General features: G+C 40.0%; 13 protein-coding genes. 9 read left to right on the top strand and 4 right to left on the bottom strand.

What is annotated here, in order from left to right:
• The first annotated feature begins 202 nt into the window (after positions 1-202).
• The 5 genes from CDZ94_RS02445 to ablB all read left to right on the top strand — a co-directional run bounded on the left by CDZ94_RS02445 (position 203) and on the right by ablB (position 5,619).
• A complete protein-coding gene (locus CDZ94_RS02445; RefSeq protein ID WP_096434947.1) occupies positions 203-1,564 on the top strand; it encodes an aspartate aminotransferase family protein in 1,362 nt (453 codons plus the stop codon).
• 12 nt (positions 1,565-1,576) lie between these two features.
• Positions 1,577-2,293, top strand: a complete 717-nt coding sequence (locus CDZ94_RS02450) for a CoA transferase subunit A (protein ID WP_425352517.1) — start codon at positions 1,577-1,579, stop codon at positions 2,291-2,293.
• Complete coding sequence (locus tag CDZ94_RS02455; protein ID WP_096434948.1) at positions 2,272-2,934, top strand: 3-oxoacid CoA-transferase subunit B; 663 nt, start codon at positions 2,272-2,274, stop codon at positions 2,932-2,934. Before CDZ94_RS02450 ends, CDZ94_RS02455 begins: the two co-directional genes overlap by 22 nt.
• 21 nt (positions 2,935-2,955) lie before the next feature.
• The gene (locus CDZ94_RS02460; protein WP_096434949.1) at positions 2,956-4,242 is read left to right on the top strand and encodes a peptidase; all 1,287 of its coding nucleotides are present in this window, start codon (positions 2,956-2,958) and stop codon (positions 4,240-4,242) included.
• Positions 4,243-4,818: 576 nt separating this feature from the next.
• Positions 4,819-5,619 (top strand): putative beta-lysine N-acetyltransferase, encoded by an 801-nt coding sequence (gene ablB, locus CDZ94_RS02465; RefSeq protein WP_157811988.1) that lies wholly within the window; start codon positions 4,819-4,821, stop codon positions 5,617-5,619.
• Positions 5,620-5,777: 158 nt separating this feature from the next.
• Here ablB and CDZ94_RS02470 read toward each other — a convergent pair whose 3' ends face one another.
• From CDZ94_RS02470 to CDZ94_RS02480, 3 genes are all read right to left on the bottom strand, one after another.
• Positions 5,778-6,056 carry a YokU family protein gene (locus tag CDZ94_RS02470; protein WP_096434951.1) on the bottom strand — a complete coding sequence of 93 codons (279 nt, stop codon included), beginning with the start codon at positions 6,054-6,056 and terminating at the stop codon, positions 5,778-5,780.
• 14 nt (positions 6,057-6,070) lie between these two features.
• The gene (kamA, locus tag CDZ94_RS02475; RefSeq protein WP_096434952.1) at positions 6,071-7,480 is read right to left on the bottom strand and encodes a lysine 2,3-aminomutase; all 1,410 of its coding nucleotides are present in this window, start codon (positions 7,478-7,480) and stop codon (positions 6,071-6,073) included.
• A gap of 343 nt (positions 7,481-7,823) precedes the next feature.
• Positions 7,824-9,224, bottom strand: a complete 1,401-nt coding sequence (locus tag CDZ94_RS02480) for a sigma-54 interaction domain-containing protein (RefSeq protein ID WP_096434953.1) — start codon at positions 9,222-9,224, stop codon at positions 7,824-7,826.
• Positions 9,225-9,449: 225 nt separating this feature from the next.
• On the opposite strand from CDZ94_RS02480, the gene CDZ94_RS02485 reads away from it, so the two are divergent.
• Positions 9,450-10,211 (top strand): LysM peptidoglycan-binding domain-containing protein, encoded by a 762-nt coding sequence (locus CDZ94_RS02485; RefSeq protein WP_096434954.1) that lies wholly within the window; start codon positions 9,450-9,452, stop codon positions 10,209-10,211.
• Between the two features lie 154 nt (positions 10,212-10,365).
• Here CDZ94_RS02485 and acsA read toward each other — a convergent pair whose 3' ends face one another.
• Positions 10,366-12,075, bottom strand: a complete 1,710-nt coding sequence (gene acsA, locus CDZ94_RS02490) for an acetate--CoA ligase (protein WP_096434955.1) — start codon at positions 12,073-12,075, stop codon at positions 10,366-10,368.
• Positions 12,076-12,460: 385 nt separating this feature from the next.
• Here acsA and CDZ94_RS21135 point away from each other — a divergent pair, with 385 nt between their 5' ends.
• The 3 genes from CDZ94_RS21135 to CDZ94_RS02500 all read left to right on the top strand — a co-directional run bounded on the left by CDZ94_RS21135 (position 12,461) and on the right by CDZ94_RS02500 (position 15,099).
• Positions 12,461-12,628, top strand: a complete 168-nt coding sequence (locus CDZ94_RS21135; protein WP_157811987.1) for a hypothetical protein — start codon at positions 12,461-12,463, stop codon at positions 12,626-12,628.
• A gap of 59 nt (positions 12,629-12,687) precedes the next feature.
• Complete coding sequence (gene fumC / locus CDZ94_RS02495; protein ID WP_096434956.1) at positions 12,688-14,076, top strand: class II fumarate hydratase; 1,389 nt, start codon at positions 12,688-12,690, stop codon at positions 14,074-14,076.
• A gap of 96 nt (positions 14,077-14,172) precedes the next feature.
• Entirely contained in the window at positions 14,173-15,099 is a 927-nt protein-coding gene (locus CDZ94_RS02500; RefSeq protein ID WP_096434957.1) for a dipeptidase, read from the top strand.
• Positions 15,100-15,191: the final 92 nt, after the last annotated feature.

Here is a 15,191-nt window from a genome sequence, read left to right on the forward strand (position 1 = left end):
TAAGGACATTTACATGTATTTTCAGTTTAAGAATTATTTTCAGATTTTTCAATCATAAAGACACAACTATTTTTAATTGGGTCTGTTTTCGTAAAATTTGTTGTTTTTTTTCAGCGTTTTTACTTTCAAGTTATACGTGAAAGTAAAAACAAATAGCAACAATCTTTTATAAAAGAGCTTTAACCGTAAAGGAGGGAGACAGGTGGGAGAAAGTTATTTAATTAAACCTTTACTGGATGAAAAGTACCCGACAGCCACTTATGGAAAAGGGATTTATTTATACGATTCAGCTGGAAAAGAATATATCGATGGTGCTTCAGGAGCAGTAACGGCAGGAATTGGTCACGGTGTTTTAGAAATAGCTCAAGTCATGAAAGAACAGGCCGAAAAAGTATCATTTGTTTACCGCTCACAATTTACAAGTGAACCAGCTGAGAAGCTTGCGAAAAAATTAAGCGATTGGACCCCTGGTGATTTGAAATGGACTTTCTTTGTTAACAGTGGATCTGAGGCAACAGAAACCGCATTAAAAGTTGCTTTACAATATTGGCAGGAAAAAGGGAAAAGCAGTAAGACGAAAATTTTGTCCAGGTGGATGAGTTACCACGGGATTACGCTTGGTGCATTGTCAATGTCTGGACATATTGGGAGAAGGGAGCGGTTTACCCCCTTATTGGAGGGCTTTCCTACTTTGAATCCTCCATACTGTTACCGCTGTCCATTTAACAAGACTTATCCAGAATGTTCACTCCACTGTGCGAAAGAACTAGAAACGGCAATCCGACGTATTGGTTCTAATCACATTGCAGCTTTTATTGCAGAACCTATCATAGGGGCATCTGGTGCTGCAGTGGTACCGCCGGATGGTTACTATGAAACGATCCAGGAAATTTGTAAACGTCATGACATTTTGTTTATTGCAGATGAGGTAATGACAGGAATGGGGCGATGTGGAAAGAACTTTGCAATTGAACATTGGAATGTCACGCCAGATATTATGGCTTTAGGAAAAGGTCTTGGTGCAGGTTTCACGCCAATTGCAGCAACGATAATGACTGATAAAGTAATGGCGCCTATTTTCCATGGTTCAAAGCTGATTATGAGTGGGCATACTTACAGTGCCAACCCTCAATCTGCAGCAGTAGCACTTAAAGTTATAGACTATATTGAACGTCATCAACTTGTAGATCAATCAAGAACTGTAGGTGAATATTTAAAAGAACAATTAAAGTTTCTTCAAACAAAGTACCCAATGATTGGTGATGTTAGAGGGAGAGGCATGCTTGTTGGAATTGAATTTGTATCAAATATCTTTAATAAACTCCCTTTTTCTCGTGAAATTCAAGTATCCAGAACAATTATTGAACGGGCGATGGAAAAAGGCCTCATTACTTATCCGGCATCCGCTGGCGTTGATGGTTTAAATGGGGATGCGATTATTATTGCACCACCACTCATTACAAAAAAGGAAGAAGTTGATAAGATCATTCAACTTTTTGAACAAACGGTTAAAGAAATCCAGGATGAGCTGCAAGTACAAGGTTTTTTTAGCTCAGTAGGATAAGGAGGGATTGACATGAGTACCATTGATGAAAAGCGTGGGTTAGTAGACAAAACAATGGATATAAACGAGGCTTTTTCGTTTATTAACGATGGGATTACGCTTATGTTCGGTGGATTTGGAGGAGTAGGAAATCCTCCGACACTTATTGATGAAATCATCAAGAGAGGGATCAATGAATTAACACTAATTGGGAATGACGCTGGATTTCCAACAATTGGAATTGGTCGCTTAATTTCTGCTCAGCGTGTAAAGAAATTAATCGCTTCTCATATTGGCTCGAATCCTGTTGCAGGCGAGCAAATGACAAACGGTGTACTTGAGGTGGAGTTTTCTCCTCAGGGGACGTTGGCTGAGCGAATAAGGGCAGGGGGAGTCGGATTGGGTGGAGTTTTCGTCGATGTTGGGGTAGGCAACACAGAAATTGAAAAGAACAAACAGACAGTTACTATTAACGAGAAAACATTTTTAGTCGAGGAAGCCCTGTCAGCAGATGTGGCTATCGTTTTTGCAAAAAAAGCTGATAAGTATGGCAATCTGACTTTCGATACAAGTGCTAGAAATACGAATCCGCTAATTGCAATGGCTGGGAAAACAACAATTGTTGAAGCAGAACAAATTGTAGAAACGGGGGAACTCGCCCCTGAAGAAGTTGTGACACCAGGGGTGTTTGTCGATGCGATTGTGCAAAGCAAAGGGGTGAACTGGCAATGGGTATGGGAAAATCAGTAAGAGAGATGATCGCTAAACGAGCAGCAAAAGAAATTAGTGTAGGGATGGTTGTTAACCTTGGTATTGGGATACCTACATTAGTAGCCGACTACTTGCCACCTTCTCTACCTGTTATGTTTCATGCTGAAAATGGCGTTCTCGGTACCGGGGCAAAACCGAATCATGGAGAAGAAAACCCTCATTTATGTAATGCTGGAGGGTACCCGATCACAACTGTAAAAGGCGCTTCCTACTTTGACAGTGCCACTGCTTTTGCCATTATCAGACGCGGAAAATTGGATATGACGATTATGGGAGCTCTTCAAGTAAGTGAGATAGGTGATTTAGCCAATTGGATTGTACCTGGAAAACGAGTGCCAGGAATGGGTGGTGCGGTTGAACTGGCACAGAAAGCGCAACGTGTGGTCATTTTAATGAATCATACAGACAAATATGGAGAACCCAAAATTGTAAAGACATGCCGACTTCCGCTTACAGCCCCGCACTGTGTTGATTTAATCATTACCGAAATGGCAGTGATCGAAGTTACTGATAAAGGACTTGTCTTAAAGGAAATCTTTTCGCCTTATTCGTTGGAAGATGTGATTGATAATACAGAACCCGAGCTTCAAGTAAAAGGCGATGTGAAGGTTGTTTCTTAGAGTAGCCAAAGGGAGGTACTAATGGAAAATAAAAAAAATGAAGTTCAAAAATGGCTCCATAATCATAAGTTAAAAGCTGTTGAACTCCTTCAATCGTTGATTCGTGAGCCATCCACACAAATGAATGAGGCGAGGGTTCAGGAACTCGTTGCAAAAAAGTTAGCTGAACTGGGCTGTAAAATTGATGTGTGGGAACCCTCGGGTGAAATATTAACTTCGCACCAAGCCTTTATTTCTCCAAGAGATGACTTTAGAGGAAGTCCGAACGTGGTAGGGGTAAAGAAAGGAATAGGCGGTGGACGTTCCCTTGTTCTTAATGGGCACATTGATGTCGTTCCAGAAGGCGACTTAAAGGCGTGGGATGCTGATCCTTACGGTGGAGAATACCGGGATGATAAGGTTTTTGGCAGAGGAGCTACAGACATGAAAGGCGGGAATGTGGCCATGATCATGGCTATGGAAGCTCTTCAGGAATGTGACGTTTCACTGAAAGGGGATCTTATTTTTCATAGCGTTATAGAAGAAGAGAGTGGTGGAGCCGGAACGTTAGCCGCTATATTAAAAGAGTATACAGGCGATGCAGCGATTATCCCGGAGCCAACGAACATGAAAATTTTCCCTAAACAACAAGGGTCTATTTGGTTTCGCATGTATGTGAAGGGCAAATCGGCTCACGGAGGTACGCGGTATGAAGGGATAAGTGCGATTGAAAAAACTCAACTAGTTCTTGACGAGCTCAAAAAGTTGGAACAAATAAGAAACCAAAGAATTAATGATCCTCTATTTAAGGATATCCCTATCCCGATACCGATCAATGTCGGTGTAATTGAAGGGGGAGATTGGCCATCGTCGGTAGCTGACCTTGTAAAAGTCGAAGGGCGGTTTGGAGTCTCTCCAGATGAAAGCATCGAGTCTGCAAAAGCAGAGTTTCTTGATCATTTTGCATCAATATCGAAGATCGATCCCTGGTTCATAGAACACCCTGTCCAAATTGAATGGTTTGGTGCACGCTGGCTTCCAGGATCGATATCAAATGACCATCCGTTACTTACAAGTTTGCAGCGTCAATATGAATTCGTTTGCCAGAAAGAACCCGTTGTTGAAGCTTCTCCATGGGGAACAGATGGCGGCTTATTATCAGCCATTGGTAATGTCCCTTCGATTGTATTTGGACCCGGAATAACGAGTATGGCTCACTATGCCAATGAATATATTGAAATGGATAACGTGATGACGTGTGCTGAAATCCTCGCTTTGACGATGATGGATTGGTGTAACCAACCCAAACAGGAAGGAGCAATCAATTGAAGACAGCCAGAAGCATCAGGGGCAAGATAAAACCTAAAGGGAAAATTTTCATTAGAGATGTTCAAAAAGTCCGCTAAAAATAGCTGTCGTATAATATGACCTCCTGCTAAACACCGCCACGTCATGTGGCGAACGCAGGAGTCACCCCATCCTGGGAAAGCTCGTTGGCTCGCTTCTCCGGCCTCGACCTACTCGGCTCTTTTTATGCTCCTTTTATACGATAACTAGTGTCTTTAGAACTAGTTATCATACCTTGTGGTGTCTGATAAGACATGGAAGCTTTGAACACGAACTATGGGTGTTTTCGTATAAATCGTCGTTTTCTGAGTGCTTTTTTAGCTTAAATAATGAGAAGTGGCAAATAAATTTGCCCTTCTCTATCGTTTGAGTTGAATGTTCAAGTTCTCGTACAATGAGAAGGAGGTTTTGTGGCTCCAAGAATGAAATTTGTAGACGGAATGAAGGACATTTGTTAATAATATGGAATAGTGTTTATAGCAGACGAAATTTAAACGCATGGAATGTCAATTCTTTAACGAGACTTTACTAATAGTAATGAAAGGGGATTTGACAATAATGAAAAACATTTGGGAAACAGACATAAAAAATGATCGGCTTGTAGCCTATTTACCTAACCTTACATATACGGATGTTCATAAACTAAAAGAGGATATCAACCAACACCAAAGAGGGAAGTGGATTATCTATTCGATAGATGCAAAAGCTGAGGAACTCATTCAATTGGGTTTTTCATTAGAAGCCGCGACATCTGGTTTCTTTAACGGTGAAAAGGCATATATTTACACTCGATATGGTCGAGAGGACCGAAGTTGCACAAAAACGAAGGAAGGAAATGAGAAGGTTCTCCGCCTTGTAAGTAATGACAAAAAAGAAGTTAACTTGCAAAACGAATCACCTTATCCCACAGGCAAAGTAACAGAAGAAGAACTAATATCGTTAGTACAGTTATACAAATTAGTTTTTCCCCAGTATCCTACAAATATTTTTGAACCTAAAGCACTGAAAAAAGCAATGGAAAATGACTATCTTTTTGTTGTTGCCAAAGATGGGGAAGAAGTTATTGCTGCTGCGTCTGCAATGAGAACAGGATATGGCAGTGCTGAGATCACTGACTGTGCGGTGAATCCGGATTATCGGGGCAAACAGCTACTTCATTATCTAGTTGTCGCTCTTGAAAAGGAGTGTATAGCTGAGGGGATTGATCACGTTTTTTCAATTACACGGGCACGTTCAACGGGAATGAACATGACAGTAAAACGGTTAAACTATGAATATGAAGGTACATTGATCAATAATTGCATTATTACAAGTGGATTTGAGGATATGAATATTTGGAGTAAAGCATTAAAAAAATAGAACAGACATAAGAACTAATGCTCTTCTTTTATCTTTTCATTTGACACAAAAATAGAGGGTGCTTTAATAGGTTATTTTTCCTTTTAAAGCACCCTCGAAAGTTTTTATAAGCCTATAATGAAAGTTGACATACTTAGTCTAGCCATTAACTGACAATTTCAACTCTCAAAATTAAAATAGTTTTTCTTTAAGAATCGGGGTTGGTCCATTAAAGTTTTATATGAAAATTGTTGCTCAAGCTTTTTCGTATCAATGAGCATAAATTGGTCTTCAATTTCTGAAATCATGTGCTCTTCGATATACACGATGTCGCAATCGGGACATTTAATTGACGGGACTTGAGTAATTTCTACTGCTTTGGTTCCGTCAGGTAATTCCCAAAAAGCGGATTCTAACGAATGGATTGCGTTTTCCGATTCACACCATTTGCAGCTCATCCTCACACCTCCCATTATGCCTCTTCACTTTTATTTTCTTGTTCTGCGTATTTCTTTTGTTCTTTTAAATATTTTCGTTCTATCATTTGATCACGCTTTTCCCGCTGATCCTTTAGCGTTCGATGACTTGAATCCGATTGATAGTTTTTACGACGGTCAAGGCGGTTAAGTCCTTCAGGGGTGAGGGCTTCTTTATCCTCACTCAGCAATGCTGATACGCCTGTTTTAATCTCTTCTTTCTTTTCATAATGTTGATAAAAATAATCTTCCGCTGTACCAGGAGTGTAATTTTTCGGTTCAGGATAAGTGGCGATTACCCCTTCAAAATTACGAAGAACGACTTTATCATGACTTTGAGAGACCATGTAGTTCGGCTGAAGGGTGATTTTCCCTCCGCCGCCAGGTGCGTCGACGACAAAGGCAGGAACAGCATATCCAGATGTGTGGCCACGTAGCCCTTCAATAATTTCGAGACCTTTGGATACAGGTGCTCTAAAGTGACCAATCCCTTCACTTAAGTCACATTGATAAATGTAATAAGGTCTTACTCGAATTTTAACGAGATCGTGCATCAGCTTTTTCATAATCCCTACACTGTCGTTAATCCCAGTCAAAATAACAGCCTGGTTTCCTAATGGAACGCCAGCGTCAGCCAGCATATCACATGCTTTTTTTGATTCTTCTGTTATTTCAAGTGAAGTATTAAAATGGGTATTTAACCATACCGGGTGATACTTCTTAAGAATGTTACATAAATTTTCTGTAATTCGTTGTGGAAACACAACAGGAGCACGAGTGCCGATCCGGATGATTTCAACATGATCGATCGCCCGTAGGTTTTTCAATACATATTCTAAAATCTGATCGTTTATGAGTAGTCCGTCACCACCAGAAATTAATACATCACGAATTTCTGGGTTTTCGGCGATATATTGAATAGCACCGTCTAGCTGTTTCTTTGGAACGCCCATGCCAATTTGACCTGAAAAACGACGTCGCGTACAGTATCGGCAATACATCGAGCATTGGTTGGTTACGAGAAAGAGCACACGATCAGGGTAACGATGGGTTAGGCCAGGTACTGGTGAATCTTCATCTTCTGATAAGGGATCTTCTAAATCATATTTTGATTTCTCAATTTCTTTTGAGATAGGAACGGACTGCATACGAATCGGACAACGAGGATCGTCAGGATGCATTAAAGATGCATAATAAGGCGTAATGTTAAGAGGAATAGTCTTCGTTGAAATTTTTACTCCTTCCTCTTCATCTGGAGTTAGGTTAATCACTTTTTTCAAATCTTCTAGTGTGCGAATTGTATTAGTTAATTGCCAAATCCAATCGTTCCATTTTTCCTCAGGAACATCCTTCCAAAGCTCAATTTCTTTCCAATGACGCGCAGGTTTAAAAAGGTCCATTTTCATTTGAATTTCCTCCCAATTTTTTTATTCTCATAGATATTTAATGCAAGAGTTGTGCCAAATGCATCCCTGATATAAAAAAACCATTCATGGCGGAGGAGAAAAACGTTTAATCAAAAAGATTTCGAAATGTAAAATTGATGTGGTGCCGAAAATTCAGCATAGTAAGTGTTTAAAAGGTGAAAAAATGAGACGTCAAGAGCACGGCAAAGAGATAAAGTGAAGAGCGATGCATCTAAGAGAGACCCGAAGGATACATCGCGTGGCTAAGCTAGAAGAGGTTCCTGTTTTATTGCTAAGACTGGAGTTAGCAATGTAACTGTGGAGTTAAACGAGGTGACCAAACCTATAAATCGTATTTTTCAATTTTATATTGTAAAGTCTGTCTTGGAATGTTTAACAATTGAGCCGTATGCTTAACATTTCCTTTTGCCTCCAGGAGCTTTTCCTTTATTACAGCTGATTCAAATTGTTCAACGGTGTCTTTTAGAGATGGAATGATTTTTGGAATTTGCGGACTGGTGGAATCACTACTTTGTGTGAAGTGTGTCGGTAAATGCTCCTGTTTTATTTCATTCCCATTTACCATATTCATAGCTGCTTCAATCACGTGTTTTAATTCCCTGATATTTCCCGGCCATGCATAGTTTTGGAACATCATGGCTGTTCCCTTATCGACACAGGAGATTAGCTTGTTAAACCGGTAGTTATACGTCGATACAAAATGTTCCGTAAGAAGAGAAATATCCTCTTTTCTTTCTCTTAATGGAGGAAGGTGAAATGAGACAACGTTTAATCGGTAATAGAGGTCGGCACGGATTTTCTGATCAGCTAATAATTGAGTCGGATCTTCATTGGTAGCAGCAATGATTCGGACATCCGTTAAAAAACTTTTGTTTGAACCGACTCTTCTCACAATCCCATCTTCAAGAACGCGTAAAAGCTTTGCCTGTAAATCAAACGGGAGGGTGTGGATTTCATCTAAGAACAGCGTTCCACCGTGAGAAAGCTCGAATAACCCTTCTCGATCAACAGCACCAGTAAAGCTACCTCTTGTCGTTCCGAACAAAATACTTTCCAAAAGGGAAGAGGGAATCGCTGCACAGTTTTGCGTAATAAAAGGTTTTTCTCGTCGTGGTGAGGCATGGTGAATAGCTTGCACGAGAAGTTCTTTACCTGTTCCTGTTTCACCCCAGACGAAAATCGGAGAGTTAGTGGCTGCCGCCTGTTCAGCTTGTTTTTTTATTTTATTCATTTTAGGTGATGCAGACTGAATATGACTAAAATGGAACTTTACCTCGTTTAGATTTATTTCTTTCGCTTTGATTGAGCGATTATTCACTTTTGCTTGCAAGTCTAATAATTTTTGAGAAAGGTCTTTTACACGGCTGAGATCCTTCGCAATTTCAACAGCCCCAATTACATGATTCTCTACAATGATGGGAATTGTTGTATTTACTGTATCGATGAGCTTTCCTTTCAAGTTTCGATATGTTTGATGTTGGTTATAGATGGGCTGGGCTTTTTTTAAAACGGTGAACATTGTACTTGTTTCTGATGATAAGGAGGGAAAAACGTCTAAGAGCGGTTTACCAATAACATCATCCATACTTAAACCATCATGATCAGCAGCAATTTCATTATAATAGATCGTTTTTCCTTCTTTATTAATTACGTGAATTCCTTCGTCTATACTGTTTAATATTGCTTTAAGCATTTCAGTAGTATCTGCGTCTGTCACAAACATCTAAAAAAACCTCCAGCGCAAAATAGAGTGGTGTGCCGAAAATTATGTAATGTGCTGAAAATTCGGCATATTTATATCTTACTTATTATTTGACTACTTTTCAACAGGAGATTCCATTAATTTCATTCATTTCTAATGTTCTACTAGTGAAAGGGTGGTTAATCTCACGTAATATGATTATCGCTGAATGATTTAAACTATTTTCAGTGCTAAGGAGGATCATTTATGAAGAAATGGATCGCAACTGGTGCTGTAGCACTCGCAATCGTTTTACCAACGACGGATGCAAATGCTTCTACACACCATACAGTGCAAGATGGAGAAAGTTTATGGAAGATTAGTCAACAATACGGGACAACCGTTAATCAATTAATAGATGCGAATGGATTAAGCCATTCGACAATATATCCAGGACAAACGATTGTTATTCCTGGAAATCAGCACTATACTGTCCAAGATGGTGACAGCTTATGGACGATTAGCCAAGCTCATGGCATGACTGTTAATCAACTAAAAGAGCTGAACGGTATTTGGACAAATGAGATTTACCCTGGGCAAACAATTACCGTCTATGCTCAAGGAAACAGTGCACCAGCTACTACTGCTTCTCAAAACGAAGAGGAGCTTGAACTATTGTCACGCCTTGTACACTCCGAAGCAAGAGGCGAGCCGTACAAAGGAAAAGTGGCGGTAGCTGCGGTTGTGTTGAATCGAATAGAGAGTGGGGAATTCCCTAATAGTGTAGAAGGCGTTATTTATGAAACTCACGGAAACGGCAACATTTACGCTTTTGAACCCGTGCAAAATGGAGAGATCAATCGTCATGCAGATGAGGAATCAATCCGTGCTGCCCAAGAAGCGTTAAATGGGTACGACCCTTCAAATGGAGCTCTTTATTTCTTTAATCCGGAGACATCAACGTCTGATTGGATTAACCGTTTAACTGTTGACAGCCAAATTGGTAAACATGTGTTTGCCTCAAACTAATAATAAAAGCCTAGCTGGGAGATTATCCCAAGCTAGGCTTTTATTATTAGTTAAGAAAGTATAGAGCTGACAGCTACCTTCACGCCGCGTCTCAAGGGAAAAGCATCCTTGAGACTTTAAAAAATGCGGCGGAAGCTGACGCTGTTTTTTTATATTAGTCTTCCATTGTTGATAAATCACCTACAGGCTCGTTTAGCTCCCAAGCTTTTAATACACGGCGCATAATTTTACCACTGCGCGTTTTTGGAAGCTTATCTTTAAACTCAATCTCACGAGGCATGGCGTGTGCAGAGAGTTCTTTTTTGATGAACTGTTTAATTTCTTCTTCTAATACATCGTCTTGTGTAATTCCTTCTTTAAGTGAGATGAACGCCTTGATAATATGACCACGTACAGGATCAGGTTTCCCAATGACGCCTGCTTCAGCTACAGCATGGTGTTCGACAAGTTTACTTTCGATCTCAAACGGGCCTACTCGCTCACCAGCCGTGTTAATCACATCGTCGTTTCTCCCTTGGAACCAAAAGTATCCTTCTTCATCACGGTAAGCTGTATCACCAGATACGTACCATCCTTCAATTGAAAAGTACTCATTAAACTTTTCTTCATTATTCCAAACCTTTTTCATCATGGAAGGCCATCCTTTTTTAATGGCCAAATTCCCCATTTCATTTGGAGGGAGCTCCTCGCCATGGTCATTTAAAATAGCAGCTTCAACTCCAGGAATTGGTTTTCCCATTGAACCTGGTTTAATCGGTTCTGTCGGATAGTTACAAATTAACATGGCACCGGTTTCGGTCATCCACCATGTATCGTGTATACGGTGATCAAAAGCTTCAACACCCCAGCGTACAACTTCAGGGTTGAGTGGTTCACCGACACTTAAAATATGACGTAGAGAAGTGAGGTCATACATCTCCTTAATGTTTGGATCAGCAGCCATTAACATCCTAAAGGCAGTTGGAGCACTGTACCATACACTGACTTGGTATTTTTGAATGGTTTCATACCAATCTGCAGGTGAGAATCGTCCACCGCGAACCACATTTGTTGTCCCATTAAGCCATGGTCCAAAAATACCGTATGAGGTTCCGGTAACCCAACCAGGATCTGCCGTACACCAATATACGTCGTCGGCTTTTAAATCTAATACCCATTTTGCTGTCTGGTAATGTTGTAGCATTGCGTTGTGAACATGGTACACACCTTTCGGTTTACCTGTAGATCCTGACGTGTAGTGAAGGATTAAACCGTCATCCAGGTCAACCCACTGCACGACGTCCTCTTTTGAAGCTGTTTTCATTTTTTCATAATAAGATACAAAACGTTCACCGTCTGGTAGTTCGTTACCTACGATAACTACTTTTTCTAAGTGAGGTAATTCGTCCAATGGAACACGTGGGAGAAGGGCAGGCGTTGTCACTAGCACCTTCGCTTCACTGTCTTCTAATCTTGCTTTTACTGCATCTTTCATAAATGCTTCAAATAGCGGGCCGACTACAGCCCCAATTTTTATTGCCCCTAATAAAGAGACATATAATTCAGGTGAACGAGGCATGAAAATAAAGATACGATCACCCTTTTCAACACCTAAGTCCTGAAATACGTGACCCGCTTGATTTGACAAGTCTTTAAGTTGTCGGAAAGTATACGTCTCGTCTCGGTCTGCATCTGAATATAAAAGGGCAGGCTTGTTGGCTAGACCGTTATCTACGTGGCGGTCAATCGCTTCGTGAACGAGGTTGACTTTTCCTGTTTCATGCCAGGAAAATGCTTCTTTTACTTGATTCCAATCGAAATTCTTTTTTGTTGTTTCGTAATTCTCAAGTTGGTGTGATGTAGAATGTGGTTGTAATACTTTCAAATCAAGCACCTCCGTAAAGTGTTATATGTATACTCTAAAGTTTCTGAATTTTGAGTATATGTTAACGTTACAAAAAATCTCCATTGATTGTCAATAGTTTGTACATACCTGAACCGCAAACTAGTTTTTCTGAAGAAATTTTTATCGTTTTCAGACAGAAGACCCTCTTCAATCGTGTGAAGGATGAAACCCAACGAAAAGTGGGAGATGAATGTCGATAAGTGGTGTGGAGTTCAAAGGATTCATGATAAAATATTCTTTACAGTGTGAGTGTTTAAAAAGGAGCCGAGTAGCTCGACGCGGAACTTAGCAGAGGCTCCTTTAGCACGACAGCACCTTTAGTCAACTTTTTGAATAACCTCTAACGATGAAGGAGCGTATTACTATGGATTGGTTAGCCATACTCATTCTTATTGTAGCAGGAATTCTCGTGTTAAAAGTCGTAGGTAGAATTCTTAAATTTGTGATTGGAATCGGCCTATTTCTTCTCTTTTTATATATTGTCACACAATTAATAGAAGCTGCTTTTGCTTGGAATGTCCCCCTGTTTTAACCTTTGCCTGTTCAGGGTAGATTAATGGAAGCAAAACCTAACAAGGAGGCCATTTGAATATGGATTACCGTTTAGAACGTGATACATTAGGTGAAATAAAAGTCCCTTCCGATAAATGGTGGGGTGCTCAAACACAACGTAGTCTTGAAAATTTTAAAATTGGAACAGAAAAAATGCCGGTTGAGCTGGTTTTTGCATTTGCCATTTTAAAAGAAGCGTGTGCAAAAGCAAATTTAAGATTAGACAACTTGTCTCAAGAAAAAGCAGAATCGATTACTAAAATGTGTGAACAAATTCGTAAGGATAATAATGTAGAGCATTTTCCTCTTGTTGTCTGGCAAACGGGAAGTGGGACCCAGTCGAATATGAATATGAATGAAGTGGTTGCTTTCAAAGCAAATGAACAGTTGGAAGCTAATGGGGGAAAGGAACGCATCCACCCAAATGACGATGTAAACCGTTCACAAAGTTCAAATGATACCTTTCCTACCGCGATGCACATTGCAGCAGTTGTGGATGTATATGAACGTTTACTCCCAGCATTACGACATTTAAAGGATGCAATTGAAGAGAAAGTGATTGCTTTTCAAGATGTGATAAAAATTGGCAGGACGCACTTACAAGATGCAACACCACTCACATTAGGACAAGAAATGAGTGGTTGGCTCCACATGCTAAGAAAAAATGAAGAAATGATCAAAGAAAGTGCCGATCATTTAAGGGCTTTGGCTATTGGTGGAACAGCTGTAGGTACAGGGATAAATGCACATGTGAAATTTGGAGATTATGTAGCTGAGGAAATCAGCGCTATTACCGGGCACGACTTTCACTCATCTGAAAATAAATTCCATGCTTTAACGAGTCATGATGAGCTTACTTATGTTCACGGAGCGTTAAAAGCGTTGGCTGCTGATTTAATGAAAATAGCAAACGATGTACGCTGGCTAGCAAGTGGGCCGCGCTCAGGGATTGGGGAAATAACAATTCCTGCCAATGAACCGGGGAGTTCAATTATGCCCGGAAAAGTGAATCCTACACAAAGTGAAGCACTAACTATGGTTGCGTCCCAAGTTTTTGGAAATGATGCAACAATAGGATTTGCAGCGAGTCAAGGAAATTTTGAATTAAATGTTTTTAAGCCGGTCATCATCTACAACTTTCTTCAATCTGTCAGGTTATTAAGTGACTCGATGCTCACCTTTACCGATAAATGTATCGTTGGTATTGAAGCCAATGAAGAAGAGATCCAGAACCATCTTAATAACTCTCTGATGCTCGTCACAGCGTTAAACCCTCATATCGGATATGAGAAGGCTGCAAAAATCGCTAAAAAAGCATTTCAAGAAGGCTCTACGTTAAAAGAAGCGGCAGTAGCTTCAGGTTACTTAACAGAAGAGGAGTTTGAACAAGCAATAAACCCAGAAAAAATGATTGGACCGAGTGAATAGAGATGGTGTATTAAATGGGTGGATTTTACCCTTTAATACACCACCCTGTTATAATAATAAGAAAACTAATATTCATATAAAACTGGAGGGAATTCTATGACCATTTACGATTTGCATTGTGATGCTCTCCTTAAATTATGGGAAGATCGCACGCGCGGGTTTCTCGACCATCCGTCAGTTGAAGCAAACTTTCAACGCTTGCAAAAAGGGAAAGTAAAACTACAGCTTTTTGCGATTTTCGTAGAACCGGAAGTTCCAAGTGATCAGAAATTTCAAGTGGCGCTTGAACAAATTGATTTGTTTCATGAAGTTGTTCTCTCTCATCCAAAAATGAAAAAGATCACCGAGTGGAGTGATATAGAACGATTAAAATACGATGAAATAGGGGCTATGCTAACATTAGAGGGGGCAGATGCCTTTGGGAATGATTTGACTAAACTGCGGACGTTTTATCAATTAGGAGTCAAATCGATTGGCCTTACGTGGAACAATGCTAACTTATGTGCTGACGGAGTGGGTGAAAGTCGAAATGGCGGATTAACAGAGCTTGGAATTGAAGTGGTGAGACACAACAACGAGCATTTCGTTTGGACAGACGTTTCCCATTTAACCGAACCAGGATTTTGGGATGTAATGAAGCATGCTAAATATCCAATAGCTACACACTCTAATTCAAAAACGGTCTGCAATCATCGACGTAACCTTACTGATGAACAGGCACAGGCTTTATTTAGAAAGAGTGGTTTTATTGGTATGGTCTTTAACCCACCATTTTTAACTGGAGAAGAACAAGCGAAAGTCTCTGATATCATTAAGCATATTGATCATTTCTGCGCATTAGGCGGAAAAAATCATATCGGTTTTGGATCGGACTTTGATGGAATTGGTTGTTATGTTGATGATTTGGAGCATGCCGGAAAATATGATCATCTTATCAATGCATTGCTGCAACATTACAGCGAAAATGAAGTGAAGGGGTTTGCTTATCAAAATGTGTTAAAACACCTACCAAATCAGCAATGAGGTAACGAAAATACATAATGAATCGCCGCGCTTCTAGTCTTTTGAGTGGAATTTAAGCATTAGCTTGGACGGAAAGATTGAACATTGATATA

Origin of the sequence: Alteribacter populi, from assembly GCF_002352765.1 — a bacterium.
GTDB classification, from domain to species: Bacteria; Bacillota; Bacilli; order Bacillales; family Salisediminibacteriaceae; genus Alteribacter; species Alteribacter populi.

Bases quoted from the DNA above. Each gene is read 5' to 3' on its own strand.
- CDZ94_RS02450 (WP_425352517.1), top strand. From the start codon at position 1,577: ATGAGTACCATTGATGAAAAGCGTGGGTTAGTAGACAAAACAATGGAT.
- CDZ94_RS02455 (WP_096434948.1), top strand. From the start codon at position 2,272: ATGGGTATGGGAAAATCAGTAAGAGAGATGATCGCTAAACGAGCAGCA.
- CDZ94_RS02460 (WP_096434949.1), top strand. From the start codon at position 2,956: ATGGAAAATAAAAAAAATGAAGTTCAAAAATGGCTCCATAATCATAAG.
- ablB (WP_157811988.1), top strand. From the start codon at position 4,819: ATGAAAAACATTTGGGAAACAGACATAAAAAATGATCGGCTTGTAGCC.
- CDZ94_RS02470 (WP_096434951.1), bottom strand. From the start codon at position 6,056: ATGAGCTGCAAATGGTGTGAATCGGAAAACGCAATCCATTCGTTAGAA.
- kamA (WP_096434952.1), bottom strand. From the start codon at position 7,480: ATGAAAATGGACCTTTTTAAACCTGCGCGTCATTGGAAAGAAATTGAG.
- CDZ94_RS02480 (WP_096434953.1), bottom strand. From the start codon at position 9,224: ATGTTTGTGACAGACGCAGATACTACTGAAATGCTTAAAGCAATATTA.
- CDZ94_RS02485 (WP_096434954.1), top strand. From the start codon at position 9,450: ATGAAGAAATGGATCGCAACTGGTGCTGTAGCACTCGCAATCGTTTTA.
- CDZ94_RS21135 (WP_157811987.1), top strand. From the start codon at position 12,461: ATGGATTGGTTAGCCATACTCATTCTTATTGTAGCAGGAATTCTCGTG.
- fumC (WP_096434956.1), top strand. From the start codon at position 12,688: ATGGATTACCGTTTAGAACGTGATACATTAGGTGAAATAAAAGTCCCT.
- CDZ94_RS02500 (WP_096434957.1), top strand. From the start codon at position 14,173: ATGACCATTTACGATTTGCATTGTGATGCTCTCCTTAAATTATGGGAA.